This is a genomic window from Bradyrhizobium jicamae (assembly GCF_018130215.1).
GTDB lineage: Bacteria > Pseudomonadota > Alphaproteobacteria > Rhizobiales > Xanthobacteraceae > Bradyrhizobium > Bradyrhizobium jicamae_A.
The window spans coordinates 214054-240732 of sequence record NZ_JAFCKQ010000004.1 but is presented as its reverse complement, the minus strand read 5'-3'; the positions used below and the strand labels follow the sequence as shown (position 1 = coordinate 240732).

The 26679-nt window shown below is 61.7% G+C and carries 24 protein-coding genes, 1 tRNA gene and 4 pseudogenes; 13 read left to right on the top strand and 16 right to left on the bottom strand.

Translation table 11 applies throughout. The features are described from left to right. Positions 1–96: 96 nt before the first annotated feature. Positions 97–1173, top strand: coding sequence for a putative zinc-binding metallopeptidase (locus JQ586_RS08595; RefSeq protein ID WP_212394092.1), 1077 nt, complete (start codon positions 97–99; stop codon positions 1171–1173). On the opposite strand, the gene JQ586_RS08590 is transcribed toward JQ586_RS08595, so the two are convergent. Beyond that, positions 1170–1580: a DUF2383 domain-containing protein gene (locus tag JQ586_RS08590; protein ID WP_249147404.1), complete on the bottom strand. Its 411-nt coding sequence runs from the start codon at positions 1578–1580 to the stop codon at positions 1170–1172. The two genes, JQ586_RS08595 and JQ586_RS08590, sit on opposite strands and share 4 nt — an antisense overlap. 563 nt (positions 1581–2143) lie before the next feature. Here JQ586_RS08590 and JQ586_RS08585 point away from each other — a divergent pair. Further along, a complete protein-coding gene (locus tag JQ586_RS08585; protein WP_212394091.1) occupies positions 2144–2341 on the top strand; it encodes a hypothetical protein in 198 nt (65 codons plus the stop codon). A gap of 444 nt (positions 2342–2785) precedes the next feature. On the opposite strand, the gene JQ586_RS08580 is transcribed toward JQ586_RS08585, so the two are convergent. The 6 genes and pseudogenes from JQ586_RS08580 to JQ586_RS41480 form a co-directional block, all read right to left on the bottom strand. Further along, positions 2786–3124, bottom strand: coding sequence for a hypothetical protein (locus JQ586_RS08580; protein ID WP_212394090.1), 339 nt, complete (start codon positions 3122–3124; stop codon positions 2786–2788). A gap of 581 nt (positions 3125–3705) precedes the next feature. After that, positions 3706–3963, bottom strand: coding sequence for a hypothetical protein (locus tag JQ586_RS08575; RefSeq protein WP_212394089.1), 258 nt, complete (start codon positions 3961–3963; stop codon positions 3706–3708). 371 nt (positions 3964–4334) lie between these two features. Continuing rightward, positions 4335–4772: a cupin domain-containing protein gene (locus JQ586_RS08570; protein ID WP_212394088.1), complete on the bottom strand. Its 438-nt coding sequence runs from the start codon at positions 4770–4772 to the stop codon at positions 4335–4337. 190 nt (positions 4773–4962) lie between these two features. Next, positions 4963–5493, bottom strand: a pseudogene (locus tag JQ586_RS08565) (MBL fold metallo-hydrolase); the annotation flags it as partial. Between the two features lie 683 nt (positions 5494–6176). Next, the gene (locus JQ586_RS08560; protein ID WP_212394087.1) at positions 6177–6527 is read right to left on the bottom strand and encodes a hypothetical protein; all 351 of its coding nucleotides are present in this window, start codon (positions 6525–6527) and stop codon (positions 6177–6179) included. An 83-nt stretch (positions 6528–6610) separates the two neighbouring features. Further along, entirely contained in the window at positions 6611–7300 is a 690-nt protein-coding gene (locus JQ586_RS41480) for an Hsp20 family protein (RefSeq protein WP_409410971.1), read from the bottom strand. Between JQ586_RS41480 and JQ586_RS41475 the strand changes: the two are divergent. Continuing rightward, positions 7234–8270 (top strand): annotated as a pseudogene (locus JQ586_RS41475) (sensor histidine kinase). The gene JQ586_RS41480 and the pseudogene JQ586_RS41475 overlap by 67 nt on opposite strands. Before the next feature lie 143 nt (positions 8271–8413). Here the strand turns inward: JQ586_RS41475 and JQ586_RS08545 are convergent. Next, positions 8414–8905, bottom strand: coding sequence for a hypothetical protein (locus tag JQ586_RS08545; protein ID WP_212394085.1), 492 nt, complete (start codon positions 8903–8905; stop codon positions 8414–8416). A gap of 625 nt (positions 8906–9530) precedes the next feature. Here JQ586_RS08545 and JQ586_RS41070 point away from each other — a divergent pair. From JQ586_RS41070 to JQ586_RS08530, 3 genes are read left to right on the top strand one after another with little or no spacing between them, the layout of a single operon-like run. Then, positions 9531–9881 (top strand): DUF3489 domain-containing protein, encoded by a 351-nt coding sequence (locus JQ586_RS41070; RefSeq protein WP_312016943.1) that lies wholly within the window; start codon positions 9531–9533, stop codon positions 9879–9881. A gap of 4 nt (positions 9882–9885) precedes the next feature. Continuing rightward, positions 9886–10404 carry a DUF2924 domain-containing protein gene (locus JQ586_RS08535; protein ID WP_212394083.1) on the top strand — a complete coding sequence of 173 codons (519 nt, stop codon included), beginning with the start codon at positions 9886–9888 and terminating at the stop codon, positions 10402–10404. Then, the gene (locus JQ586_RS08530) at positions 10401–12047 is read left to right on the top strand and encodes a recombinase family protein (protein ID WP_212394082.1); all 1647 of its coding nucleotides are present in this window, start codon (positions 10401–10403) and stop codon (positions 12045–12047) included. Before JQ586_RS08535 ends, JQ586_RS08530 begins: the two co-directional genes overlap by 4 nt. Before the next feature lie 1169 nt (positions 12048–13216). On the opposite strand, the gene JQ586_RS08525 is transcribed toward JQ586_RS08530, so the two are convergent. The 4 genes and pseudogenes from JQ586_RS08525 to cpdR form a co-directional block, all read right to left on the bottom strand. After that, positions 13217–13933, bottom strand: coding sequence for a Crp/Fnr family transcriptional regulator (locus JQ586_RS08525; protein WP_212394081.1), 717 nt, complete (start codon positions 13931–13933; stop codon positions 13217–13219). 6 nt (positions 13934–13939) lie between these two features. After that, positions 13940–14098: pseudogene (locus JQ586_RS41470) on the bottom strand (hypothetical protein); the annotation flags it as partial. A 576-nt stretch (positions 14099–14674) separates the two neighbouring features. Continuing rightward, positions 14675–14749, bottom strand: a tRNA-Val gene (locus tag JQ586_RS08520). An 80-nt stretch (positions 14750–14829) separates the two neighbouring features. Beyond that, on the bottom strand, positions 14830–15189 hold the full coding sequence (gene cpdR / locus JQ586_RS08515; protein ID WP_044539148.1) for a cell cycle two-component system response regulator CpdR: 360 nt from the start codon (positions 15187–15189) through the stop codon (positions 14830–14832). Between the two features lie 303 nt (positions 15190–15492). On the opposite strand from cpdR, the gene JQ586_RS08510 reads away from it, so the two are divergent. The 3 genes and pseudogenes from JQ586_RS08510 to JQ586_RS08500 all read left to right on the top strand — a co-directional run bounded on the left by JQ586_RS08510 (position 15493) and on the right by JQ586_RS08500 (position 18757). Next, positions 15493–16380, top strand: a complete 888-nt coding sequence (locus JQ586_RS08510; RefSeq protein WP_212394080.1) for an N-formylglutamate amidohydrolase — start codon at positions 15493–15495, stop codon at positions 16378–16380. 557 nt (positions 16381–16937) lie between these two features. Further along, entirely contained in the window at positions 16938–17717 is a 780-nt protein-coding gene (gene hisN, locus JQ586_RS08505) for a histidinol-phosphatase (protein ID WP_212394079.1), read from the top strand. A gap of 72 nt (positions 17718–17789) precedes the next feature. Beyond that, a pseudogene (locus JQ586_RS08500) lies at positions 17790–18757 on the top strand (Bug family tripartite tricarboxylate transporter substrate binding protein). A 10-nt stretch (positions 18758–18767) separates the two neighbouring features. On the opposite strand, the gene JQ586_RS08495 reads toward JQ586_RS08500, so the two are convergent. After that, positions 18768–19661, bottom strand: a complete 894-nt coding sequence (locus JQ586_RS08495) for a LysR substrate-binding domain-containing protein (RefSeq protein WP_212394131.1) — start codon at positions 19659–19661, stop codon at positions 18768–18770. 97 nt (positions 19662–19758) lie between these two features. Here JQ586_RS08495 and JQ586_RS08490 point away from each other — a divergent pair, with 97 nt between their 5' ends. Then, positions 19759–20511: a sulfite exporter TauE/SafE family protein gene (locus tag JQ586_RS08490; RefSeq protein WP_212394078.1), complete on the top strand. Its 753-nt coding sequence runs from the start codon at positions 19759–19761 to the stop codon at positions 20509–20511. A 2-nt stretch (positions 20512–20513) separates the two neighbouring features. Here the strand turns inward: JQ586_RS08490 and JQ586_RS08485 are convergent, their stop codons facing one another. Then, a complete protein-coding gene (locus tag JQ586_RS08485) occupies positions 20514–21149 on the bottom strand; it encodes a LysE family translocator (protein ID WP_212394077.1) in 636 nt (211 codons plus the stop codon). Between the two features lie 238 nt (positions 21150–21387). On the opposite strand from JQ586_RS08485, the gene JQ586_RS08480 reads away from it, so the two are divergent. Both JQ586_RS08480 and JQ586_RS08475 read left to right on the top strand, forming a co-directional pair. Then, positions 21388–23187 carry an adenylate/guanylate cyclase domain-containing protein gene (locus JQ586_RS08480; RefSeq protein ID WP_212394076.1) on the top strand — a complete coding sequence of 600 codons (1800 nt, stop codon included), beginning with the start codon at positions 21388–21390 and terminating at the stop codon, positions 23185–23187. Between the two features lie 60 nt (positions 23188–23247). Beyond that, positions 23248–23907 (top strand): hypothetical protein, encoded by a 660-nt coding sequence (locus JQ586_RS08475; protein WP_212394075.1) that lies wholly within the window; start codon positions 23248–23250, stop codon positions 23905–23907. A 78-nt stretch (positions 23908–23985) separates the two neighbouring features. Here JQ586_RS08475 and JQ586_RS08470 read toward each other — a convergent pair whose 3' ends face one another. After that, the gene (locus JQ586_RS08470; protein ID WP_212394074.1) at positions 23986–24933 is read right to left on the bottom strand and encodes an alpha/beta hydrolase; all 948 of its coding nucleotides are present in this window, start codon (positions 24931–24933) and stop codon (positions 23986–23988) included. 217 nt (positions 24934–25150) lie between these two features. Here JQ586_RS08470 and JQ586_RS08465 point away from each other — a divergent pair, with 217 nt between their 5' ends. Further along, positions 25151–25621, top strand: a complete 471-nt coding sequence (locus JQ586_RS08465) for an Hsp20 family protein (protein ID WP_212394073.1) — start codon at positions 25151–25153, stop codon at positions 25619–25621. Positions 25622–25703: 82 nt separating this feature from the next. Here the strand turns inward: JQ586_RS08465 and JQ586_RS08460 are convergent, their stop codons facing one another. After that, the gene (locus JQ586_RS08460) at positions 25704–26492 is read right to left on the bottom strand and encodes a hypothetical protein (protein ID WP_212394072.1); all 789 of its coding nucleotides are present in this window, start codon (positions 26490–26492) and stop codon (positions 25704–25706) included. Positions 26493–26679: the final 187 nt, after the last annotated feature.

Genomic DNA, 26679 nt, shown 5'->3' with positions numbered 1-26679 from the left:
GGAATCCATCCCCAGATACGTATCGCGGCTTGGAACTCAAGATCAGTTCGGAGATTGGGTAGGCCCCAACGCCACTTTTGTCATAGTCCAATCCTTATGAAAATCTTCTCCTGTCAGTCTTGCGGAAACGTCCTCTATTTCGAGAACCGGTCGTGTGGCCGCTGCGGTCACAAGCTGGGTTACGACCCGGACCGCGATACCCTGGTCGCGTTGAAAAGCGATCGTCCGGGCTTTCGCACGGTCGAGCGTAGCGGTCGACGCTTTTTCTGCTCCAATGCGAGTCAAGACGCCTGCAATTGGCTGTTGCTAGAGGGTCAGGACGACGGCTTTTGTTTGGCTTGCCGCCACAACGGGACGGTCCCGGATCTTTCCATACCGAGCAACCTGATCGGCTGGCGCGAACTCGAGGCGGCCAAACACAGCCTGTTCTACTCTCTGTTGCGCTGGCGGCTGCCGCTGCGGACTCGCGCCGAGGATTCTAGGCACGGCCTCGTATTCAACTTCCTCGCCGACACTCCCGCGGCGAAGGTGATGACCGGTCACGAAAATGGCGTCGTCACGATTGCGCTCGCCGAGGCGGACGAGATCGAACGGGAACGGCGCCGGGTCGAGATGGGCGAGCCCTATCGGACGCTCCTTGGGCACTTCAGGCACGAGGTCGGTCACCACTATTGGGATCTGCTGGTTCGCGACGGCGGCGAGCTGGCCGGCTGCCGCCTGCTCTTCGGTGACGAGACTCTGGACTACCAGGCGGCGCTCGAACGTCACTACCGCCAAGGGCCGCCGTCCGACTGGCGGGATCGTTTCGTCTCGGGATATGCCTCGGTGCATCCGTGGGAGGACTTCGCCGAGACGTGGGCGCACTATCTGCACATAATCGATACGCTCGAGATGGCTGGCAACTTCGGCATCCGGGTAGCTCCGGCGGTAGGAGCTTCCGAAGGCATGGCCGCCCGGATCGACTTCGATCCCTACGCAATTATCGATTTCGACCGCGTCGTGGCCTCCTGGCTGCCTTTCGTATTCGCGATGAACAGCGTCAATCGTGCGATCGGTTCGAAGGATCTGTATCCATTCGTCCTCGCTCCGCCGGTAATCGAGAAGTTGAGGTTCGTTCATCGCTTGGTGCGACGAAGGAAGGGGGACCCAGTAGCCGAGGGATACGCTGCCTAACGAAGTCGATGCTCGAGATTGACCTTCACGCGTCGCCCGTCGGCTATCTCAGCCCGGTTGAGGTCCGAGCGCGAGGTGAGATTGGCTTCACCCGGCGCCCAAGCCGCTAGCCGCTTCATTTCACTGATTTTGGTTATCAAATTTGCCCGTTGTCGAGTAAATATGTCCGAGGCGCGCCTTTGGTCGTGAGCTTCCTTAATAGCCTCGTCGTACAGCTTCACGATCTCTTCCTCGCCACTAATGAAGGCAGGCAGTGTCTTTTCGCTGATGCCCGTTATGGCCGCTCGAACGCTAACGACCGTCTCGTGAACGGTCGTCATGAACGACCCGTTCTCGTCCGGCGTTTCGCCAGCGGCAAGAAGTGCTCGATGAAGTTCTGCATGGTCCTCGTGCCGAAGCGCTACCATCTGCTTGCAGACCGCAACGACCGGAGGGCTCTTGGCCTTTCAGCGGCAAGCTCGTAAGCCGCGCGGGTATCGACGAGCGCAGTATGAAGCGCCTTCAGCTTATCGGCTGTCACGTTCAGTCCTCGCGAGGATATGAATCAGCTGGCCTTCCTTGCTGAGGCGGCCGTTCCTGGGGAAGCGGCGGCTCTGTGGGCTTCTCCGGCTTGGGGGGATTATCCTTAGGCTCTTTCACGATGTTTACCTCCAGTACGTTCGTGTCGGTTCACGATCAGCTATCGCACCCTACTTTGGTTGCTGCTCAGGGTGTCCGCCGCTATCGGCTCCAACGCCCGAGGAAGAGCCGGTCACCGTCGAGCGCTTGTCGGGCGCGGGATTATCGGGTTGATAGGGCTTTGACGTATTTGGGTCAGTGCGGGATTGTGCGAGCTCGTTATTTGCCGTCGAGGTTACCGGCGTCGCCTTTGTGTCGCCCCGCGATGTATAGCCAACCGTGAGCAACCCCATCGCGATCGCGGCAACGACAGCCACCGCGATAAGCTCGCCCCGGCGCCCGACGGCTCGCCATGGTGAGACCTGCCATCGCCTTCCAACGCATTAGCCGCGATCTCGCGATTGTGCCGGGAGCGCAAAAAGGAGATCAGCAGGGCCGTCCCGACAACAACGGCGGCGGCGAGTGTGAAGAACATGAGCCAACTAATAGCGGCATCGTCTTTCATCGCAATCTCCTCGCCTGGCCAATTTCAACACCATTATTTCTTTGAAACGAAGGTTCCTGGGATTGTGCGTGCAGCTCGTGCCGCGCAGAGCGTCAACTTGAGCTGACAGTCTGGCGCGCCGGAACTCCCGATGCCGAAATTAGGACTTGACCAATAGCCAGCGGTGCTCCGTGACGCTCCACCGCAAAAATCCAGCGGTTCGGGAAAAGCCTGTTTTGAAGGACTTCTGCGCCGTCCAAAAGCGATGGCGGAGAGGGAGGGATTCGCCCGCCCATACGTGCGAATGACCCAGCCAATGATCAAGCAAAAGAGCAATGATGTTGCTCGGAATGGGCTGGCATTCTACCGCAAAGTAAAGATTGGATCCGTCAGTGAGCCGAGCCCAGCACCGCGCCCACGGATGCCTCCAATTCCGCGCCTATTCGATTCTCGGCCGAGGGTTGACCCGCCAGCCAAAGGTTGACTGTGGGCGAAGGATGAACAAGCTCGCTACCCATGGTCATCCGGCAGAGCGGCCTCAGGTTTCGCGTAAGGCAGCACCGCAAAATACTTTCGCCCGTTGGTGTTCGGATCGCTGCCATCACTGGAGGAGAATACGAGTCCGCGGCCCTTCCAATGCGCGTAACGGCCGCCGCCGATGTCGTGAACCGCAAGGTAAGTGCTGTGTGCCGGCCCTAGCTCCTCACCGTCCTCATAAACCCTGATCGGAGACGTGGCGTCGCCTTCAATCGTCGCGTCATCGCCAAATGAGTCTAGCTGCACGACTTCGTAGGCTGGAGCCGAGACAGCGTAGCCTTCTGCGTAAAAGGGCTTGATCAGCTGGACCACAATCTGTCCCTTCGGAGGAGCATGATATGTCTGATCTTGCAGAGCGTAGATGGCGCCGAGGCTTAATAGACAAGTTGAGACTACAGCGGTCCGCCCGATTTCGGGGGTCGAAAGCAACCGTGCAAATTCACTAAGCCTTGGTCCCAGCCCTGATCCCGGCGCCGGGCTCTCACGTCTCCAGCCGTGCATCATCAGCGGCTCGTGCTGACGATCGTGGCCTTGGAATTGCTGCTACCGTCCGGATCGGGAAGTGATAGGAGCGCCAGAAATCCGACAATCAGAAAAAAGAACGTAAAACTAATTCGCAACACGACAGGTCCTCACCTAGGTGCCAGCCGTTGTCATATAGCGCAGCGATGTTGAGCGATACAACCCAATCGCGGAGGTTGGAACACGCGGCCCAAGTTCCGAGGATGGGAACACCGTGCTATTCCGGATCAGCGTTGCCCCGCGGGTCACTAAGCCGTTCCGCGCCAAGAGGCGGCGTTGGGCTGCTTATCTGGCTCTGTGCCTGTGCATTTCTCTCGGCTCCTTGTTCAGCATCTGCTCAGCGCTCAGTCGCCACTGAATAAGGTTACGGCTCATCCTTCGGGGATCGTATCAAGAACCGGATTTACTTGGGCAAATGCCGGAAAATCCCGCCAGTGCACTATTGGCGCATCATGAGCAGCCTTTTCACCATCGCCGTAGTCGTCTTGATTGTCCTGATCGCCTGCGTATCGCTTTTCGTCCGCACTCTCCGGCGTTGGAACAGGCTGACCGACGAGAAAATCCGGGGGATGAAGGAACGCATCGATCGCGATTGAAACCGCCGCAAAGACGATGACTGGCGTTCTCATGCTCAACTCGTACGCCAGCATCGCCAAAGATCTCGTACGCGGCTCCCGGGGCAAATAAAATGGACGCGATCGGCAACCTCTTTGCCATCACAGGGCGCGATCCGCTACAAACAGCAGTTGCCCAGGAAGCCGCAGAAATCGGCGAAGAGCCGCCAAAGAACACCCCGTTGGACTTGCTGAGCGGTTGGCGAACAAGGTCACTCAACCCTAGGCCTTCGCTCGCCCCCTGATCAAGAAAGCGGCCCGCGCCGCGATGATCCATGAACGAGGCGCAGCCCAATAAATGCTCCCAGCTCTTCCGGGGAACCGGAATTGATCCCTCAGGGCGACCTGCTGCTTCGCGATTTGGATGCTGAAGGCGACGTGCGCCCTCAAGTAAGGCGCGACGGTTGAGACGTTCGTGCGACCTTCTTGAGCTTGTTGACGGCGCGGATCGCAATGCCGAACGGGAACGGATTGTTCAGGCGAAGGAAGGCGAGCTTCCTGACATAGCCCTCAACATGCCATTTGGCACGCGCACCCGTTCGAAAATAAATCACGTCACCAATGCCATAGCGCTTCGGCGGCATGCCCTCGCTCTCAAGCACGACCGAGCCTTCGAGAATGATGATGGTCTCGTCGAGGTCGTAGTACCAGTTGAACTTACCTCCGGTGCAGGACCAGATCACGGTCGAGGAGGTCTTGCATGCGCTTCTCCACAAAAGGCGTGCGCGAGCTTCCGGATCGCCTTCAATGATCCAAGTTGGTTCGATAGGCGCAGGATTGAGATCATCGACGTTGCAATATTCCGCTTCGGCTAGCGAAAGCATCAGAGCCCCGAATTGATTCGCTCGGCTTCAAATTCTCTGATAGGAAATGTATCGAAACATCGCGCCGTCGGAATAAACCTGCGTTAATGACAGGGGTACCCCTTAATAGGGTAGCGACGGATGGCTTTTGGCCAAAGTGGCCTCCTCCAAGCTTTGTCAAAGACCCGATAAAAGTTCGTGGCCTTCAGCCAATTTTTTTTCGAACCGGTCCATCAGGAACGCCGAGGGCCGAAAGTCGGTCAGGCAAGAGGTGACGTCGAACTCGGCTCTCGAAGGAAAAGCCGTAGCTCTCGTTGTCCCGGTGTCGGACGGGAAAGCAGTCGACTCTGAATTCACGGAATTCGAAAACTCGACCTCCTGTCAGCGGGGCGAGTGTGAGCGGAACGGGCGCCCTTCCCTCTCCCCAGAAGCCTGCAAACATTCGGGTGATCACCTTGATTGCGTCTGGTCCGGCATGGATCGCCACGGTCTCAGTGCTCTGCTGAGGCGAAGCGTCGAAAGGAGGCCGGGAATCCCCAGCACATGATCGAAATGGCCATGCGTTAGCAGAAGCCGATTCAGTCTTCGAAAGCCGGCGCCGCGCCGAAGCAACCGCCGCTGCGTGCCCTCCCCGCAATCGACCATGATTGCGCCGGTTGCCCGCCTCTACAAGCAGCCCCGGATGATTTCGCTCCGTAGACGGGACTCTCGCGGAAGTCCCGAGAAAAGTCAGATCAAACATGGCGCGGCCAGCCAGCAGCTAATAACGGGACGCTTCTCGCTTTTGACCCTCTCGTTGTGAACGACGTCTTCGATTTACCGCCACCAACCAGTCCAGATCGGAGGAGCATCCGATGGTGATTGGACGATCCGGATGTGGTCATCGCGGCTGGCGACGCAGAGCATGCCCACTTCGGCCTCATCCGCTATTCGCCGCAAAGCGGCAGCCTTGATAGGGTCCGGCTCGGACTGTGCCAGGCGCCGGTAGCGGCGAGATCGATCGAGTAGACACGTCGTAGGCATCAACGTCCCCGTCCCCACGGATTTCTCGCGTCTTTTGCGATGATGGAGCACAGAACAAAGGCATTCGCCGGAGTCGGGTCTTTCCTTGTTGGCGGATCTCCCCGCAGAGCCGACGTCGACTGAGATCGCATGGCGGATGGCACTCTGTGGCCTTGGATTCGGCTTCTTCCAGGCGCCGAACAATCGTTCGATGCTAACGGCCGCGCCGCTCTCCCGAAGCGGAGCTGCCGGCGGGATGCTCGCCACGGCACGCCTTACAGGGCAGACGGAATACTTGCCGCCATCTCATTCCGTGTCGCCGGCCATTCGGAGGTGATCGCCCTTCTGGCAGGAGCAACCTTGGCAGGCGTTGCGGCAATCGCAAGTGCGGCACGCCTCTATCATCCGGACGGTGCACGCTCCTCAGGACGGGCGATCGTGCGTCCAATAGCCACAGAGCGCGGGATCGACTATCCGATTCTGCCTGGAGCTAGGAGACGACAGATCTTCCCGCATACGCATACGACGCGGCCCGCGAAGGGCCAGTATTTCATCGATCGAGATGGGCGCCTTCAGCCCCTCGGGCGCACGCAGCGACGGGCACGATGCGATCGCGGAAGCGTCTGATGCCCACGAAGCCAGAATGGCGCGTTTTTCGAACAGGCTGAAAGAAGGATGGGAGACCACGTACCGGGGATGTTCGAAAACCGTGCCGGGATGAATGATGGCGTTGAGATCGACAACGTTGTCGTGAAGAGCGGTCGTCGGCCGCATGGCTTCCTCCGTTTCTAAGACGAGTTGGCGGATAGCCGCTCGGGAGACCGCGCGGCCTGGTCGTTGAATCAGCAAGATGGCCCTCAGGCGGCCCTGGATTCGATCTGCGTCACGTTGCTGGGCGCAGTGCCTTTGATCGCAAAGCGCCGCGGCTTCATTGCCTCGGGGATTTCCCGCTGCAGATCGATGATCAGCAGGCCGTTCTCGAACCGTGCGCCCCTGGCCTCGACATGGTCGGCGAGCGTGAACTGGCGCTTGAAGTTGCGCGCCGAGATGCCGCGATGCAGGAAGGTCTTGCCCTCCTTGTCGCTCTTCCGGTCCTCGAGGGTCAGGACGTTCTGCTCGACCGTCAATTCGACCTCATCCGGCTTGAATCCGGCGAGCGCAACCGAGATCTGGAAGCTGTTCTCGTCGAGGCGTTCGATGTTGTAGGGGGATAGCTTTCCTCGCCCACACGCTGAGCGGCTTCGGCGGATCGAACAGGCGGTCGAAGCCGATGGCCGACCAGAGAAAGTTTCAAGGGGCCGAAACGATTTTTTCGACTCGATCCAAGGGTAAATGACCGGTTTCTGCGGGTCACCCCCCTCCGAGGGGTTCCTGCCCGCGCCCGGGCCATTGCCTGACGCCGAAACCAATGACTTTACGCTCGACAACAATGTGCTAATTTTTTTCTGCAAGGTGCAGAGTAACGAGAGGGGGACCTGCCATGGAGCAAGGCGACCCAGCAAAGCTGGCCGCAGCGGTGGATTCAGCTTTGGCGCGTCTACGCGCATCCGTCGCTCCAGGATCTCCGAAATCGTACGCATTCGCTGTGGGCTGCGCCATGGCCGCCGGGCTTTTCGAGTCATGGCTGATGTGGCTTGACCAAAATTCCTCGCCGCTCATCGCCTATTACCCGGCCGTGGCTTTCACAGCTCTTCTCGGGGGCATCGGCCCGGCAGTTCTGGTGGCGGTCCTCGGCGCGGTGACCGCCTGGTGGGTCTTCATGCCTCCCGCCTTCAGCTTTGCCCTGGACCGCAACGGAGACCGACTGACCCTCATCGTCTTCGCCTTCGTTTCGATGCTCCTGGCGTTGGGGGCCGACCACTTTCGACGTATCGCGAAACGCCTCGAGGACGAAGAGCATCTGCGGAAGTTGGCAGTCCAAGAATTGGCCCACAGGCTCAAGAACAAAATCGCGACCATACAGGCGATCGTCAGCGTGCAACTCCGGGGGAGCAGCCGCAAGTACGCGACGGCATCCTCAGCCGCCTCGCGGCCCTGACGGCGACGGATCACCTAATAGAGGAAGCTAACGGACGTGGGGCGTTCGTCCATGACATCGCGACGACCGAGTTGGGGCCGTACGTCGCCTCGCGGGTCGTGATCCAGGGACCCGACGTAAGGCTCCCGCCCAAATACGCCTTGACGCTCGCGCTTCTGGTCCATGGGCTTGCGACCAACTCGGCAAAATACGGCTCTCTGTCCGTGCCGGGCGGTGTGGTGCTTCTCATCTCGAGGATGGCGGGCACGCTCCTCGAAATCGATTGGCAAGAAAGGGACGGACCAACGGTTATCGCTCCCCAGAAACAGGGATTTGGACTCCGGCTCTTGTCGCGGGCACTCGCTCAGTTCGGAGGCAACACCGAACTTCTATTCGAACCGTCGCGAGTCATTTGTAAGATGAAGATCAATCTGCCGGCCGACACGGTCGCAGATCAGTCGGGGGACGACGAACGCCCCATAACTGCGGCCGCAACCTGACCAACTTTGCCGGCAGGCACCTAATGTCGGCGCGCGACCCAGATCCCGAGCAGAAATGCGAGGAAGAACGACTGCAACGCACCGACATTGTGCTTGGTTGCGCGAAGCCGCACCAGCCGCTTTCCAAACACCCTGCGCGCAGATTATTTCATGGTATACGACCCCCACTCGTGATTGCAGCCGTTGAACATGTTTGGCATGCCGCTGGCCGGGAAGTTGCCGATGGGCATCCATTTCCCGCCTCCGCTCATATCCGCGAATTTGCCCGTACCATGAACTACACGCCAAGTACCCTCGGCGCTGGCAGGATCTCCCTTCCGCGAATATACCCCGAAGAACTTGTCGCCGGCCGCATCCACGAATTCGCAACTGCCGTTTTCGTCGTGCTGGCCACCGACGTCAGAAAATGCCCCAAGGCATTGCCCTGACATCATGCGAAACGGAGTACCTTCCGTGCCGGGCGACGTACCGATAACGGCGTACGACCCAGACACCATTCCGTCAGCGTGTTGAATGAGGTGGGCTGGCCCGGTGTAGCAGGTCTGCTGATCGAACTTGACTTCGCCAGCAAAGGCTTGCGCCGAAAACACTGAGGCCAACAAGATGCCCGAAGATATGAGTTTCATACGTGACATAGGCTTTTCCTCCCAGTTAAGACTTGCGCGACGCTGATCACGTGCAGAATGCGATATCGTAAAATTACTCTGCCCTTCCGACCATCAATGTACTCAGCAGAGACCAAAAGATTGGACCCCGCCCCCGGTCATTCTTTGACGTAGATCAACGCTGGTGCTTTCTACGATTCGGCGCGGCAGGGCATCGTGCTCGTGCAGGGCAAGGTGGTCGCAAAGCTGGTGTTCGGGAAAGATGACCTGGGTTTAGCGCCCGCAGCTCGGGCATTTTTCCTGGCATGTTCGATCTAAGGATGGCAGGTTGGGCCACCACGACGGTGCTCCGTGGCGCTCCACCGCAAAAATCCAGCGGTTCAGGAAAAGCCTGTTATGAAGGACTTCTGCGCTGTCCAAAAGCGATGGCGGAGAGGGAGGGATTCGCCCGCCCATCCGCGCGAATGGCCGAATGATCAAGCAAAAGAGCAATGATGTTGCTCGGAATGGGCTGGCATTCTACCGCAAGGTGAGCATTGCTACGGGAGTGGAAGCCGCCTGAGGCTTCACTTTGGGAGAGCCCCGCCGGGTGATTTGCCTAGGTGGGGCTGAGGTGGTGCGACGGATGGCGTCGCGCAAACCTTATGAGGCTCCCGTGACCAGGACCAACTCCAAACGAAAAACCGTTACCCGATCGCGACCGGCCAAGGCGCCGGCCAAACGCAAATCACCAAAACCGCAGGTTCCAACCGGTGCTGCTTCGACCGCGCTCACAAGAAGCGGCACCAAGAACGCGCAGGTCGTCGCCATGCTGAGCGGTAAGATGGGAACGACGATTGCAGCCATCAGCGCTGCGACCGGCTGGCGAGAGCACTCTGTACGTGGTTTCCTCGCCGGCGTCGTCCGCAAGAAGCTTGGTCTTAATTTGGTATCAGAACCCGCCGAAAGCGGCCGCGTCTACCGCATCATCGACACGCCGGCGGACCGGGGCAAACAGGCGGCGTGATACGATGCAAAGTAAATATCGTAGCGTTTCCGCGACGTCCAAATCGTCGAGGGCGTCCGTAGAAAACGAGATCGCGCATCTGCGCGATCTCGATCTTGGGGGTCTGCGCGCCCGGTGGCAAAGTATCTTCCAGCGACCGGCGCCCCCTCACGTGCCGCGGCATCTTTTGTGTGCGGTCTTATCCTTCAGGCTCCAAGCCGATCGATTTGGTGATCTCGATCACGAGACCCGCAAGGTTCTGGATCGAACCAGCATCAATGAATCAGGTTCGGCAATGGCGGAGCGGCTGGAGAGCCTAGACCGCAAGCGGATAGACCTCACACCGGGTACAGTCCTCGTTCGGGAATGGGATCAAAAATCGCATCGCGTGATGGTGCTGGCCAATGGCTTTGCCTGGAACGGGCAGTCCTACGACAGCCTCACCAAGATCGCCTTTGCAATTACCGGGACAAAGTGGAACGGCCCCCGCTTTTTTGGGCTGAGGGACAAACCAACAAAACCAAGGCCCGAGGCCAGCCCATGAAGGCCGCCTCCGTCAAACCCGTCCGCTGTGCCATCTACACAAGGGTCTCGACCGACCAGGCTCTCGATCAGGAGTTCAACTCGCTGGATGCGCAGTACGAGGCCTCCTCAGCCTATATCAGAAGCCAGGCGCACGCCGGCTGGACACCGATCAAAGCACGCTATGACGACGGCGGCTATTCGGGTGGATCGACTGACCGGCCTGATCTCCAGCGGCTGCTCGATGACATCCGCGCCAACAAGATCGATGTCATCGTCGTCTACAAGGTAGATCGGCTAACTCGGTCGCTCGCCGATTTCGCCAAGCTCGTCGAACTCTTCGATGCCCACGGAGTATCATTTGTCTCGGTCACCCAGCAGTTCAACACTACGACCTCGATGGGACGGCTGACACTCAACGTGCTGCTGTCCTTCGCCCAGTTCGAACGGGAGGTCACCTCGGAGCGGATCAGGGACAAGATTGCGGCCTCCAAGCGAAAAGGCATTTGGGTTGGCGGTCCCCTCCCCCTCGGCTATGACATGAAGGATGGCAAGATTGCCATTGTCGAGCATGAGGCTGAGCAGGTTCGCCTGATTTTCCAGCGTTACCTCGACCTCAGCGGGGTTAATGCCCTGGTTCGAGATCTCAGGGAGCGCGGCCTCCGCACTAAGACAAGGCACCTATCAACTGGGGGCACCCGCGGTGGCATTCCGTTCGAGCGGGGATCCCTGTTCTACCTTCTCCGCAATCGTTTCTACATCGGCGAGGTCAGATACAAGGGCGACATTCTGCCTGGCGAGCAGCCTCCGATCATGGACATCGCCCTGTTCGATGCGGTCCAACAGAAGCTAACGGACCAGTGGAGCACCAAGTCTACTGCCCGGAACGCCAGCGACCACTTGCTGGCCGGACTACTGGTCGACGACGCGGCCTACCCTATGATCCCGACGCATGCGACCAAAGCGGGCATCCGCTATCGCTATTATGTGTCACGACCCTGCCTCCATGGAGAAAGCAAAACAGCCAAGGTCGGATCCGTAACGCGTGTTCCTGCAGCCGAGGTCGAGGAAAAAGTCCTCAAATTCCTCAATGAACATTTCAGAGGTCAAAGTCGATTACCGCGCCCGGTCATCAACGACCGTGACACAATCGCGGCGTTGGTGAGCCGCATCGAGGTTCAGAACGACAAGTTGGCGCTTCACCTAAGATCTCGAGAAGGTCAAAATTCCACGAAACTGGCAGGCGATGTCGAAGGCGAGGACAATGCGAAAAACCCCACCGATCATCACCTCTCCATTCCCTGGAAGAAGCCACCGTCAAAACGATTTCGAGAAATGCTGCTGCCCCATGGCACCTCGCGAAGGGAAGTTCGTCCCGAGAGACCAGAGCGGCGTCTCCGTCTGGTCAGCGCCATCGCGCGAGGCAGACGCTGGCTTGATGAGATCATTTCTGGCTCGGTTATCAGCGCAGATCAGATCGCTTCGCGGGAGCGCTGCAGCGTTCGTTATGTCAACATGACGATTTCGCTGGCCTTCCTTGCACCCAAATTGGTCCGGGCCGCCGTGGAAGGCCGCTTGCCACGCGGCATCAACACCGAGCGCCTGCGAGATGCTCCGACGGAGTGGAGCAAGCAGTTCGAAGCGTTGGGCCTGAACCCGCAATAGCGCGATGCCAATACGAAGTTGCGGGGGGCTCGTCTGCAAGGGCGACGGTGATACCCTTGGCGGCGACTAACGCCATCGGGGCGCAACTTGGAAAGAGGCGGGCGGCCGCTGTGCCTGAGAGGGTCAAAGAGGCCCCGCGCCAAGGAACGCTCGCATTCTTCGATCATTAAAGCCCAGCGTGGTCTCCCAGGTCGCGCAGGCCCGCCGTTCTCGTCAGATCACGGCACTGCCGAGGGCGGCGGGCAACAGGGCAGCGCGGCCCGTTTGGGGCATCGTCAAGGGAGCGGGCACAATATACTTACGCAGTGGTAACTTAGGTTAGGGCAGATCAGTGTTGCCGCAACTCACAGCAGTTTGAAACCATAAGGCCGGCGGACCGTAGTGGTTACGCCGGCCATGGCTTCTGTTGACGCAGGGCAATTGGAAGTGGTCGACAGGGGCCGTCCGGTTGCCAAGTTACGGGCGGCCCCCACCTTGCGGTTTCAGGCCTTCAGCAGTTTTCAGAGGAGCAAGGCGGCGGCCGTCAGTGCGACGGGGCATAGCCCCAAAACGATGATGCCGGCACGGAAAAGGATCTCTGCCATCGCACGCGTCCCACGGCACACTTAACTTACCTTAAGCCCTCAACTTTCCCGTGAAAAGTGCAGTTTGTGCCACGGCACTTCCGTAGAAGCGCGGCGCTCAGGGCAGCGCGAATAGCACAAGCAGGGCCAACGCCGCAACCGCAATTGAGGCGAACCCGGCGACCGCGATCCAATCGACCCGCTGCCTTGGCATGCTCGGACGTTGAACCCGTCCAAGACGACACCGTTGATGCAGATCAAGGGTGGGCTGGCTCCGGTGGCGCACTCAAGGCGCCCCAGGGCAATGCCCTTGGGCGTCCCGCATCGAGCCCGTCACCGGCGCCGGCGCTTCGAAGGCGGCTGGACCGAACGCCTAAATCTCGGCCGAGCTGCCTCACGTCCACTGCCCGACCCTTGTAGGTGAAGGTCGAATTGCGAGCGATAACGAAAAGAGACTTGAATCGGGACAGCGCGGTAATGATGCGGTCCGCCTGCCAAACATTGAGCGTTCGCTGCTATGTGATCCATCAGTCAAAAAGCCCGGCAGCCAGAGGGCTACTACCGGGCTTTCGACTCGCGGTTTCGCATTTGCGCAAAAGCACCCGATCAGACCGATTTCGCCTTTCGCTGGAGGTAGTCAGCGCTGAACTCTGCCGCCGCTTCGAGCTCTTCTCGATTTGGCAATTCGACCATGTCGTCCCGCCATATTAACAGCCGTTGCTTTCTGAGGACTTGTATCGTCCTGTTCGTATGGACCTTCGAAAGACCGCAAACGGAGGCAACATCGTATTGGGTCAACGGAAATGAGAAGCTATTCTTTTCAAACAACCCCACAAATTCTAGGCGAACAGCGAGTTCACAAAATAGTTGGCCCACACGGTGGAAAGCGTCCATCGCGCCGAGATTGCCGACCCAATGCCTAAAGATTGCCGCGTCGATGAGCGTCTCGCGCCAGAAAATGTGGACGAGGGAGGGGTGCTTCTCGAACAACGATTTCAGTGCTGAATGTGGCGCGACTGCTACCGTGCTTTGACCCACGCTGATCAAGTCATGGTCCATGGTCGGTAAGTACAGCGTCATGAGATCGGGTATGTCGCCCGGCACATGCAGCGACAATATCTGCCTACGGTCGCCGATTATCCTTTGCCGATAAAGAAAGCCGCTCATCAATGCGACACAGTTAGATGCCTTGTCGCCCTCTTGAAGTATGCTCTCGCGATCGCCAAGCGTTCGGACCTTATGAGGGACGGAATTGAGTGCCGCACGCTCGTCGCTCGTTAGGCCGGCAACTGATTGCAAGCGCGCGATCAACCGTTCATGCATGGCAGACTATTTCTTTGATATCATCACGGTGGCTCCGCCCACGACCTGCGCCCCGTCTCTGATCTCGATCGTAAGACCGAACTCGCGACCATTCCTAGCGTTTTCGTAAGCCGCATCGGCAATGGCAGCCAACGCCATTGACCGAGCGGCGTCAAGGCTTTCTGCTTCTTGCCCTCGGTTCCTATGGCTTCAACTCCACCCAAAACGGCTTGCGCTTACTTCGGGTTGTTGCACCCGCTCGCGGAATACGGAGTGTGCAAATCGCTGGGCTGATTGACCGATGAGATCATTTCTGGCTCTGCCATTGGCGCCGAACAGATCGCTTCGCGGGAGCGTTGCAGTGTTCGTCACGTCAACATGACGATCTCGCTCTCCTTCCTTGCGCCTAAACTCGTCCGGGCCGCCGTGGAAGGCCGCCTTGCTCGGGGCATCAATATTGAGCGCCTCCGACGGAGTGGAGCAAGCAGTTCGAAGCGCTCGGTCTGAACCCCCAATAGCCCGACGCCAATAAGGTTGGTTGCCACTCGCCGGTCGGGTTCGCTCGCCGAAAGCCATACGACAGCCGCCGACCGTTGCTGCCAGGAACGGAATTTTTGGATGCAGAGACACGAGCCTCGAAATCGCTGCTAGAGATTGCAAATGCGCGCAGAGACCGGCAGTGCGCCAAAAGGGACCGCGGAATACCGCTAAAAGCGGCTTACCTGCGCCTGTCGGAAAGTTACCCAGTTTCGGGGGACTGGATGGTGGGTGCGACAGGGATCGAACCTGTGACCCCTACCATGTCAAGGTAGTGCTCTCCCGCTGAGCTACGCACCCAAAGCCGTATTTGGATCGGGTCCCTATAACGGACCCCGGCGGGGCAGGCAAGGATACATTATGCAGGTTTTGCGACCGAATCAGGCCGCCAGCATCTTGTTCACTTCGCTGACCAATTCCCGCAGGTGCACCGGCTTGGCCAGCACCTTGGCGTTTTTCGGCGCCTCCGAGTCGGAATTCAGGGCCACCGCGGCGAAACCGGTGATGAACATGATCTTGATGTCGGGGTCGAGTTCCGAGGCGCGCCGCGCCAATTCGATCCCGTCCATCTCCGGCATCACGATGTCGGTGAGCAGCATCTCGAACGGCTCCTCGCGCAGCCGCTGATAGGCCGACATGCCGTTGTCGTGCGGGGAGACCTTGAAACCGGCGTTTTCCAGCGCCTTGACCAGGAAACGGCGCATATCATTGTCGTCTTCGGCGAGGAGGATTTTCGGCATGGCAGGAGCAGTCGAATCCGGCTGGAGGATCACTCGTGATACTAAGCCCGACAGTCGGTAAATTTCGGGTGAAATTTGCGCCAAACCATCGGCCTGCGGCGCACTCTATTTGTGGACCCAACCGCACATCGAATCAACCTCGCGCGGTATTTTCAGGCCTTGAGACGCGTTCCAGCCGATGGCCTGCTGTTTTCACTTGGCAGAACGACCGCGATTACCGACAATGCCCACCCATAAATCTCCGCGTTTCCGGCAGAATCAGATCGTCCGGACATGGCGGACGCAAGGGACGGCGCCAAGGGAATGACCGAGTTTGCTGGCGAGTTGTCGCCTCCGTTCGAGATCGTCGAGCCGACGTCCTGGCGCGCGCCGATCATCTTCAATTCCCCGCATTCGGGCTCGGTCTATCCGGCCGATTTCCTGGATGCCTCGCGGATCGATCTCGCTGCGCTGCGGCGCTCCGAAGATTCCTTCATGGACGAATTGATCGTGCATCTGAGCGAGCGCGGCTTCCCGACGGTGCGGGTCAACTTCCCGCGGTCCTATGTCGACGTGAACCGCGAGCCCTATGAGCTCGACCCGCGCATGTTCACGGGGCGGCTGCCGAGCTTTGCCAATACGCGCTCGATGCGGGTCGCCGGCGGGCTCGGCACCATCCCGCGCGTGGTCGGCGACGGCCAGGAGATCTATCGCGAGCGGCTCGACGTCGACGAGGCGCTCAACCGGATCGAGGTGCTCTACAAGCCCTATCACCGCGGGCTGCGCCGGCTGATCAACAAGGCGCATCAGGCGTTCGGCACCGTGATCGTGGTCGACTGCCATTCGATGCCCTCGGTCGGCGTCTCGCGCGACGAGCCGCGCCGGCCCGACGTCGTGATCGGCGACCGCTACGGCACGAGCTGTGCGCCGCTGCTGCCCGATCTCGTCGAGGAGACCATGAGCGCGCTCGGCTATTCGATCGGCCGCAACAAGCCCTATGCCGGCGGCTTCATCACCGAGCACTACGGCAATCCGGCGAGCGGCCTGCACACGGTGCAGATCGAGCTCAACCGCGCGGTCTACATGGATGAGCGCCGCCGCGAGCGCGGCCCGCGCTTTGCCCAGGTGGCTGCCGACTTCGCGACGCTGGCGGACGCGCTGGCCGAGGTCCCGCTCGGCGATCTCGGCCCGTTCCAGGCCGCGGCGGAATAGGACTACGCTGTTCGTTCGTCATGTCCGGACGCGACGCTTCGCGAACTCGTAATTTCTCGACGCACAAGCCGCGCGGCGAAGCTCATCCTCGCGGGGCGTGAAAAGAAAAAAGGGCCGCTTGAATGAACAAGCGGCCCAAGTCTAGGGAGGAAACGCCCAAGGAGGGCAGCGATAGCGCGAGGCGCTACCGCACCGCAACAATATGCGATCGCGCTGCACAAAACGCAAGAACTTTCGAAACATTTCCCGCGTAATCTTCGCCATGTCGACCGATATGTCACAGGCCGCGTAATTCGATTTTTTATTAAACAATATCAACAATTTACAAGAAATGAACGAACTGCTAAGCGTTGAATGCATAGCCCGTATACCAGAACTCGCGGCTTCGTGAAGGGGCCCGGCGGCGGAGACGGCTTTCGAATCCGAAGCCAATTCGAAAGTCCGAAGTCGCGTCATCAGGGTGGGATAACCTCCCGTTAACCGTGCGCGCCGTGCGCATTTGAGCTAGGCAGGAACGCTTGCGATTTCCACCTCGTCGTGTGCCTTAAGGACCTGCCGTGACGGTCATCGACTTCACCGCCTTCATCGGCCGCCTCGCCACCGCATCCGGCGAAACCATCCTGCCGTTCTTCCGCACCTCGCTCTCGGTCGACAACAAGAGCGACAGCGATTTCGATCCCGTCACCGAGGCCGACCGCGCCGCCGAGGCGGTGATGCGGCGGCTGATCAAGGCGAGCTTCCCGCAGCATGGCATCGTCGGCGAGGAGTTCGGCAACGAGCGCGAGGACGCCGACTATGTCTGGGTGCTCGATCCGATCGACGGCACCAAGTCCTTCATCGCCGGCTTTCCGATCTGGGGCACGCTGATCGCGCTGTTGCACAAGGGCACGCCGGTGTTCGGCATGATGCATCAGCCCTATATCGGCGAGCGCTTCTCCGGCGACAGCGGCTCGGCGCATTACTCCGGTCCCTCGGGCGAACGGCGGTTACAGGTGCGGCGCTGCGCCTCGCTGAAGGAGGCGACCGCCTACACCACGAGCCCGCTGCTGATGAACCCCGCCGACCGCGCCTGCTTCACCCGCATCGAGAACGCGGCGCGGCTGACCCGCTATGGCGGCGACTGCTACTCCTACTGCATGCTCGCCGCCGGCCATCTCGACCTCGTGGTCGAGACCGAGCTGAAACCCTACGACATCGCCGCGCTGATCCCGATCATCACCGGCGCCGGCGGCGTCGTCACCACCTGGGACGGCAAGCCGGCGCAGAGCGGCGGCCGCATCATCGCCGCCGGCGACCCGCGGGTGCACGAAGCGGCAATGAGGATGCTCAACGCCTGATTTATCCGGTTGCCGGAGCAGCGTTCTGCGCCCATCCTGACCGCAACCAGAAAAGTCAGGGACGGCGCGGACATGAGGATTGGCGGCAGACTGCTGGCAGGGCTGTTCCTGCTTCTAGCGCCCGTCGCAGCTGACGCGCAGGATTTCCCGGCCAGACCGATCCGGCTGATCGTGCCGTTCCCGCCCGGCGGGCCCAACGACATCATCGCGCGGGTGGTCGGGCAGAAGATGTCGGAACTCGTCAGGCACCCGTCATCGTCGACAACAGAGCCGGCCAGGGCGGTGTGCTCGGCACCGATGCGGTCGCGAAGGCCGCGCCCGACGGCTACACGATCGGCATAGCCAGCGCCGGCGCGCTGGCGATCAGCCCGAGCATGGAGAAGGTCGCCTACGACACATTGAAGGACCTCGCGCCGGTGACGCTGGTCGCGACCGTGCCGGAAATGCTGGTTGTCGCCACCGACGTGCCGGCGAAAAACATGAGCGAACTCGTCGCCCTGGCAAAGGCCATGCCCGGCAAGCTCAACTTCGCCTCCTCCGGCCCCGGCAGCCTGCCGCATCTGGCCTGCGAATTGTTCAAGCTGACCGCGAAGATCGACATCGTCCACGTCCCCTATCGCGGCGCGGCGCCCGCGGTGAACGACCTGCTGGGCCAGCAGGTGCAGATGTCCTTCCTCGATCTGCCGGTGATCCTGCCGCAGATCAAGGCTGGCACGCTCCGCGGAATTGCGCTCGGCGGCCGCGAACGCGCCCCGACCGCGCCCGACGTGCCGACAACGGCAGAAGTCGGCATGCCCGACCTCGTCATCGAGAACTGGTACGGCATGGTCGCGCCGGCCGGCACGCCGCCCGCAATCGTCGCGAAGCTCAACAAGGTCACAACCGAGGCCATGACGGATGCGACGGTGAAGGGCAAGCTCGCCGATCAGGGCCTGACACTGGTCGGCGACACGCCGGAGCAGTTTCGCGACTTCATCGCCAACGACATCAGGAAATGGGCGAAGGTGATCCAGGACGCCGGCGTGGTGACCGCGAAGTGAGCAAGCGCCCTCAGTGCTGCACTTCGGTGCGCAGATAGTCCACCAGCTGCTTGGCCGGTCGCGGCAGCGCCTTGAAGCTGCGGGCGCAGATCGTCAGCCGCCGGTTGGCCCAGGCGTCGCGGATCCGGATCATCACGATCGGCATCGCGAGCGCGCAGCGCCGGGCGGCGGTTTCCGGCACCACGGCGACCCCGACCCCGGCCGACACCATCTGGCAGATGGCGTCGAAGTCGCGCAGGCGCGCGCGGAAGCGCAACCGGGCGCCGAGCTTTGCCGCATGCCTGGAAATATGCAGCTGGAGCGCGGTCGATGCCGTCAGGCCGACGAAATCGCGGCCGACCACCTCCTGGAAGTCGATCTGGCGGCGGTTGCCGAGATCGCTGCGCTTGGCCGCGACAAGCGTCAGGCGGTCCTCGCTGAACAGGAAACGCTCGACGCTGTCAGGCAACGCGTGCTCCGCGGCAAAGCCGAGATCGGCGGCGCCGCTGGCGATCGCGGCCGCAATGTCGGTGCTCTCACGCTCCTCGACATCGACATTGATCTCGGGATGCTCCCGCAGGAAGGCGGCGAGCGCCCGGGGCAGATGCTCGGACAGCCCCGACGTGTTGGCAAGCAGCAGCACGCTGGCGCGGACGCCGCTGGCATAGGCGGCGAGATCGCCCTGCAAAGCCTCGACGTTGTGGATCACGATGCGGGCATGGTCGAGCAGGCTCTCGCCCGCCGCGGTGAGTTCGACGCCACGGCGGCCGCGCTTGAGCAGCGCGACGCCGAGCGCATCCTCCAGGCCCTTGATGCGCTCGCTGGCCGATGCCAGCGCCAGGTTCGCACGCGATGCCCCTTGCGTGATGCTGTGCGCATCGGCTACCGCGATGAACAGTTGCAAGTCGGTCAGGTCGAATCGCACCACGTGTCCCACCCTGATCTCACCCTTCGGTTGGTCCGAAGGCAATCTCCGTAACCTCCAGATTGTGCCGATCCGGTGCGTCGGTCAATGTGCCGGCATGATCGACCACGTCCTGATCCTGATCGCATTTGCCTTCCTGCTTGCCGGCTTCGTCAAGGGCACGCTCGGCCTCGGCCTGCCGACGGTCTCGATGGGGCTGCTCGCGGTGACGATGCCGCCGGCACAGGCGATCGCGATCGTGATCGTGCCGGCGATCGTCACCAATATCTGGCAGACCTTCGTCGGCCCCTATCTGCGCGACATCCTCAAGCGTCTATGGCCGCTGATGCTCGGCACTGTCGTGGGCATCTGGCTCAATGCCGGCCTCCTGACCGGGCCCTACGCCCCCTACGGCACCGTCGTGCTCGGCCTGTTGCTGGTGATCTATGCGATCGTCGGATTGAGCAAATTCAGCTTCAAGGTCGCGCGGCGCGACGAGAAGTGGGTCGGCGGCATCGTGGGCGTCGTGACCGGGCTGATCTCGGCGGCGACCGGCGTGCAGGTGATCCCCTCGATGCCGTTCATGCAGGCGATCGGGATGGAGCGCGACGAACTGGTGCAGGCGCTCGGCGTCTTCTTCACCACCGCGACCATCGCGCTGGCCTTCAACCTGACGGCTTCAGGCCTCCTGACCGCCGCTACCGCGCTGCCGGGCGCGGTCGCGATGACGGCGTCCTTTGCCGGCATGTTCGTTGGCCAGGCGGTGCGCTCACGGATGCAGCCGGAGGTGTTCCGCCGCTGGTTCCTGATCTCGATGATCCTGCTCGGCCTCTATCTCGCCGCCAGCGCGCTGCTCAAGCTGCACGGTTGATCTCAGCGCCCTTCCAGCATCGCGACGCGGATGCCGAGATAGACGAACAGGCAACCGAGCGAACGGTTGATCCAGGCGATCACTCCGGCCGATTGCCTGATGCGGCCGGCGGCCCGCGACGCAAAGGCCGCGACGCCGAGGCACCACAGCGTGCCGTTGAAGATGAAGATCAGCCCGAGCAGCAGGAAGGCGAGCGCCTTGTGCGGCGCGTCGGCGGCCACGAATTGCGGCAGGAAAGCCAGGAAGAACAGCGCTACCTTGGGATTGAGGATGTTGGTCAGCGCGCCCTGCCAGAAAATCCGCGCAATCGAGGTCTCGCCGCCCTGTGCCGCGATCTCTGCGATCGGCTTGGTGCGTGAAAACAGCATCTGCACGCCGGTCAGCACCAGATAGGCCGCCCCGACCAGCTTCACGGCCAGAAACGCGGTCGATGACGCCATCAGGAGCGCCGACAGGCCGATCGCCGCGCCCAGCACGTGAACCAGGCAGCCGCAGCTGATTCCGATGGCAGCCGCGGCGCCGCCGCGCCACCCAAGCTGGATGCTGCGCCCGATGATATAGGCGGTGTCCGGCCCCGGGGTGATGTTGAGCAACAGGCCCGAGACGACAAATAGCCAGATTGCGTGGATTCCGAGCATGGCAGCCAGAATAACCCATGAAGTAACAAAGCGGAAAGGATTGCCCGGTCAGAGTAGCGCCATCCCTGCGACATACAAACCCGTTAGAAACGGCGTCGTGAAGACCGTTCGTCGCATGCAAATTCGGACCGCTATGCACTATAGTTGTGCGCAGACTGGACTTCCGCCTGCTATGGCATGTCTTGTAAGTAATGGATTCGGTCACACCGGCTGAGTGGCCTTCCAGGGCATAGGGGACATGGAAAGACGGCTAGCCGCTATTCTTTGCGCTGATATCGCCGGCTATTCCCGCATGATGGGTGCCGACGAGGCGGGCACGCATGCCTCGTTCAAGGCCCACCGCAGCGCGATCTACCCGATCATCCTCAACCATGGCGGCCGGATCGTCAAAAACACCGGCGACGGCTTCCTGCTGGAATTCCCGAGCATTATCGGCGCCATCGAGGCCGCGGTCGCCATGCAGACCATGATGGCCGAACGCAACGAGCACCTGCCGGCCGATCGCGCCATGCACTTCCGGATGGGCGTCCACATGGGCGACGTCATGGCCGACGAGGACGAGGTGTTCGGTGACGACGTCAATATCGCGGTCCGTCTCGAGACGGTAGCCGCGCCCGGCGGCGTCGCGGTATCCGAGAAGGCCCGCACCGAGGCCGGGCGGCGGCTGGCCGTCACCCTGGTCGACGCCGGCCCGCACCGGTTCAAGAACATCGTCGAGCCGGTCAATGTCTGGACCTGGGCACCTGCCGGATCCGACCTGCAGGAGAAGGCCCCGCAGGAGGGGCCGCATTTGCCGGGGCAATACCGGACCGCGATCGTCGGCGTGCTGCCGTTCGACAATCTCAGCGGCGGCGCCGATGAGTATTTCTCCGACGGCCTGACCGAGGACCTGATCCACGCGCTGTCGCTGCAATCGTTCTATCGGGTGCTCAGCCGGAACTCGACCTTCGCCTACAAGGGCAAGAACGTTTCGACCCGCCTGATCGCGCGCGAGATCGACGCGACCTATCTGATCCAGGGATCGGTGCGGCGGGCCGGCAACAAGATCCGTGTCACTGCCGAGCTGATCGCCCCCGAAAAGGGCGAACAGTTGTGGACCGGCCGCTATGACCGCGACATGGGCGACCTGTTCGCGATGCAGGACGAGATCACCTCCAATCTCTCGGCTGCGGTCGCCCAGGAGATCTATCGCGCCGAAGCCTCTGCGCCGGCTCGCTCGCCGAGCTCCGAGTTGACCGCGTGGGATCGCTTCCTCAAGGGACTGTCGCACTACTATCAGCAGACCAAGGACGATTTCGAAGTCGCGATCTCGCTGTTCAAGGAGGCGATCAAGCTCGATCCCGCGCTCTCGATCGCCCGCGCCTATCTGGCGACCATCCAGATCCAGGGCTCCCAGTTCGGCTGGATCCCGAGCACGCGCGAATTGTGGGCATCGTCTGTCAGCCTCGCCGAAAGCAGCGTGCGGCTCGATCCGCGCTCGTCCTTTGCCTTCTCGCTGCTCGCCTATCTGCACGCGATGCAGGGGCACTATGAAGCCGCGATGGACGCCGTCAAACGGGCGATCGAGCTCAACCCCTACGACATGGGCGCACGCGGCGTGCTCGGGATCTGCCACATGGTGATCGGCGATCACCGCAGGGCGGTCGAGCTGTTCTCGATGGCGGTCCAGCGCGACAACAGCGATCCCCGCTATCAATGGGGAGCCTTGAACGCGTTCAGCCACTACCTGCTCGGACAATATGACGCATCGCTGTCATGGTCGCGCGAAACGCTCTATCTCAACCCGAACCATCTGCAGGGTCTTGCGGTCCGCGCCGCCGCGCTTGCGCAGCTCGGACGCAGGGACGAAGCGGCACAGGCCGCCGAGTCGCTGCTCGGCAAGTATCCCAGCCTGACCGTCGAACGGCACTTGCACAATTTCCACTGGAAGAACCCGGCCGATATCGCCCACTACCGAGACGGCCTCTTGAAAGCAGGCATCCCCTTCGGCAAACTCGCCCTGGTTGCAACGACGACCAAACTCGCCATGGACTCGTAGCGGGCTCATCTCGCGCTGACGGGTACCTTTTGGACTGAAGTCTTTTCAGGATGTGGTTTCATGCCCGATGGCGCCATACGCGAGGCTGCCGCCCCGCAGGTTTCGCCCGACAATCCCTGTCCGTTCCTGCGCGCGCTGGTCGCCGGCGACTATGTCGGCGGCCATGCCGTGCCGCTGCCCGAACTGAGCGGGACGATCGACCGCGCCACCGGCAAGACCGGACTGCCGGCGCTGATCGCACGGGCGCAGATCTTCATGGTTGCAATGATCGCGAACGGGGTGGGTCCGTTCAGCCAGCTGCGAAGCCTGAGCAAGGGCGCGATCCTCGACCGGTTGCGCAACGGTCCGCTCGACAAGCACGGCGCCGGCTCGCGCATCCTCGACCAGCATGCCGTGGTGCACGAGGACGAGATCGCGCGGCTTGCGACCTTCGGCAAGGACTTCCCGAACCCCGACGGCGGCACCGAGCGCGGACTGGGCAAGTCCGAGGTCAAGACCTTCATGGCCGCCAACTTCCAGCGTGCGAAGGATGACCATCCCTGGTTCTACCGGATCCGGCGCTGCTACTATCCGCTGCTGATGCTCGGCGAATGGCCGGTGCTGCTCGACATCATGGGCAAGGGCCAGGGTGAAAAGCGTTATCTCAGCGTCGCCGAGGTGCGAACCCTGTTCATCGAACGGCGATTTCCGGACCGGATCGTCGCGCTGCTGAAGCGCTGAGCGATCCGCGCCATCGCTTTTGTTTGACGCGTTTTCTTCACGCGAACCGGCGTCCACTTCGCTCGAAAACGCCACGGATCACTTGAACAGCGGCGTGCCCGGCACGAAGGCGTCGAACGCCGCCCAGAATTGCGCGCGGTAGCGGTCCTGCTCCTGCAGGATCTCGTGCCTGGAGCCGGCGATCACGAGGTGGGCGCCGGCGCGCAAATGATAGGCAAACTCCTCGATCGCCGCCGTCGACACCACCTCGTCGTTGCTTGCGGCGAGCATCAGGATCGGCTGGCGGATCTCCGACGGATACGACATGCCGCGGAACGTGCGCATTGCGGTGAATGCCGTGTCGGCCCAGGCGATCGTGGGCGCCGCGATGCCGAGCGTGGGGTCTTCCTCCAGGATCGCGGCGTTGCGGGCGTAGCGCACCGGATCGCTGGTCACGGGATTGTTGATGAAGTCGGACACGCCGACAAGCTTGTCGCTGCCGCCGGGAACGTAGCTGCCGCCCTGCCCGGTCCATCGCATCAGCCGCAACAGCGCGCTGGGGAAGAATGACACCCGGCGACGCGGCAGGTCGATCATCGGGGCCGACAGCACCATGCGGTCGAACCAGCGCTTGCCCGCATGCGCCAACCGCAGCATCACCGCGCCGCCCATCGAATGGGCAAGCGCGAAATAGGGCGGCGGGCAATCCGGCAGCACCACCTGCTGCACGAACGTCTCGGCGTCGATCTCGTAGTCGGCGAAGTCACGTACATAGCCCTTGCGCGGATCGCGCAGGCGCCGCGACGAGTGGCCCTGCCCGCGCCAGTCGATCATCGCGACCGCAAAGCCGCGGTCGCGCAGGTCGCGGACCGTCTCGAAATATTTTTCGATCATCTCGCCGCGCCCGGCGAACACGCACACGGTTCCCTTGCGGCCCGGCGGCGGCGCCCAGCGCGCAAAGCGAAGCTCCGCTCCGTCGGGGGTCTTGATGCTGCCACTGACAACGTCTTCCGGAACCGGATTGGCGGGAATCGAGACGAGCGTCATGCAGGGAACCGGCTGGATCGAACGGGTTGAAAATCTCGGATGCGGCGTCAAAAAGCGACGCTGTTTCTGCCTCTTGAACGCGACGTGACCCCTCCCATATCACCCAAGTGCAGGCCGCTACCAGTGTTTCGGAACCGGAACACGAGGCTGCACACATCTAAGCCCGGCCCGATGGCGGGCGGGTAATTGAAACAGTCGCTCATTGGAGGACTACCCTATGCGTAGCTACGACCTCACTCCGTTTTATCGTTCCACCGTCGGCTTCGACCGCCTCTTCAACCTGCTCGACCAGGTGACCTCGGACGGCAGCCCCGGCTATCCCCCCTACAACATCGAGCGCACCGGCGAGAACGCCTACCGGATCAGCGTTGCGGTCTCCGGCTTCTCGCAGGCCGAACTCTCCATCGTCGCGAAGGAAAACACGTTGACGATCAAGGGCGAGAAAACCGCCAACGAGAACTCCGGCGCCCAGTCCGAGGTGCTCTATCGCGGCATCGCCTCGCGCGCCTTCGAGCGCGTGTTCCAGCTCGCCGACTTCGTGCTGGTGAAGAACGCGTCCCTCGAGAACGGCCTGCTCCATGTCGACCTCGTCCGCGAGATCCCCGAGGCCAAGAAGCCCCGCAGCATTCCGATCTCCGGCGGCGAGAAGGCCCCGCAGGTCGTCGACAGCTCCAAGGTCGCTGCCTAACCTGAAATCCCGCGCCGGCAGATATTGGCCGAACGCGGAAACGCCCCGGGAAACCGGGGCGTTTTTTATTGGCTGATGGCGGCTACTCCAGCCCCTGCACCTTCGGCATCTCCTGGGTCGGCAGAATGGCGGGCGCGGCCGGCGCCGGCGTTGCGGCCTTGCCGACGGTCGGCGGTTCGGCCTGCGGAGGCGCTTGCGGCGCGGACTGGATCTCGGCCTGCTTGGGCCCGGCGGCGGCCGCCTGCTGCGCAGGCTCGGGTGTCGCCGCCTGTGCCGGAGCAGGTTGCGTGGGAGCGGGCTGTGGCGCCGCGGCCTGGGACGGAGCCGGCGCTTCCGCGGGCCGGGTCGTCGCGAGCGGGCTCCGTTTCGGCACCGGCACACGGTTCGCCACATGGGGGATCGGGGCCGGCGGACGCGGCACGCGGGCCTGGATCGGCCGCGGCATCAGGCCCGGCGGCGATGCATAAACCGCGGTCGGTTCGTCATCGAAATTGTCGCCCATCCGGTAGGCCGGGACGAAGCGAATGATGTGCCCGTCGCGGGCGTCGATCACCAGGCGCCCATCTTCGCCGCCATGGTCGATCACCGAGATCGTGTAGACGAAGCCATGCTGCCGCGGGGCCCCCAGCGGCAGGTAGCCGTTCTCGCGAAGCACCGTGTAGACCTCCATCGGCGGCAGCAGGCTTGGCACCCGGCCGTAGCGCGGTGGCGGCGGAGCCTCCGGCGGCATATCGGCGTAGGGCCCGTTGAAGTCGGACACCCTGATGGCCGACGGACTGCCGATCTCGTAGGGCGCCAGCAGCTGCGCCTGGGCCGCGGCGGAGGCCAGCATCAGGCCGGCCGCGGCAACGCATCCTGTGAACAAGTTCATGCCGATAACTCCTGTCTGCCCACTCCGGAGAAGCCTTCCCGCCTTCTTGCCGGCCGTCCCTGAGCAAAATTACATTCTGAAATCCGGCGGTCCTTGGTCGGTCCTTGGGCCGTATCAGGGCGCGTTTGCGCTAAAATCCGGGGCGGCGATGGGCGAAAGATGCCTTGCAAGCCGTGCGATCCGGCAT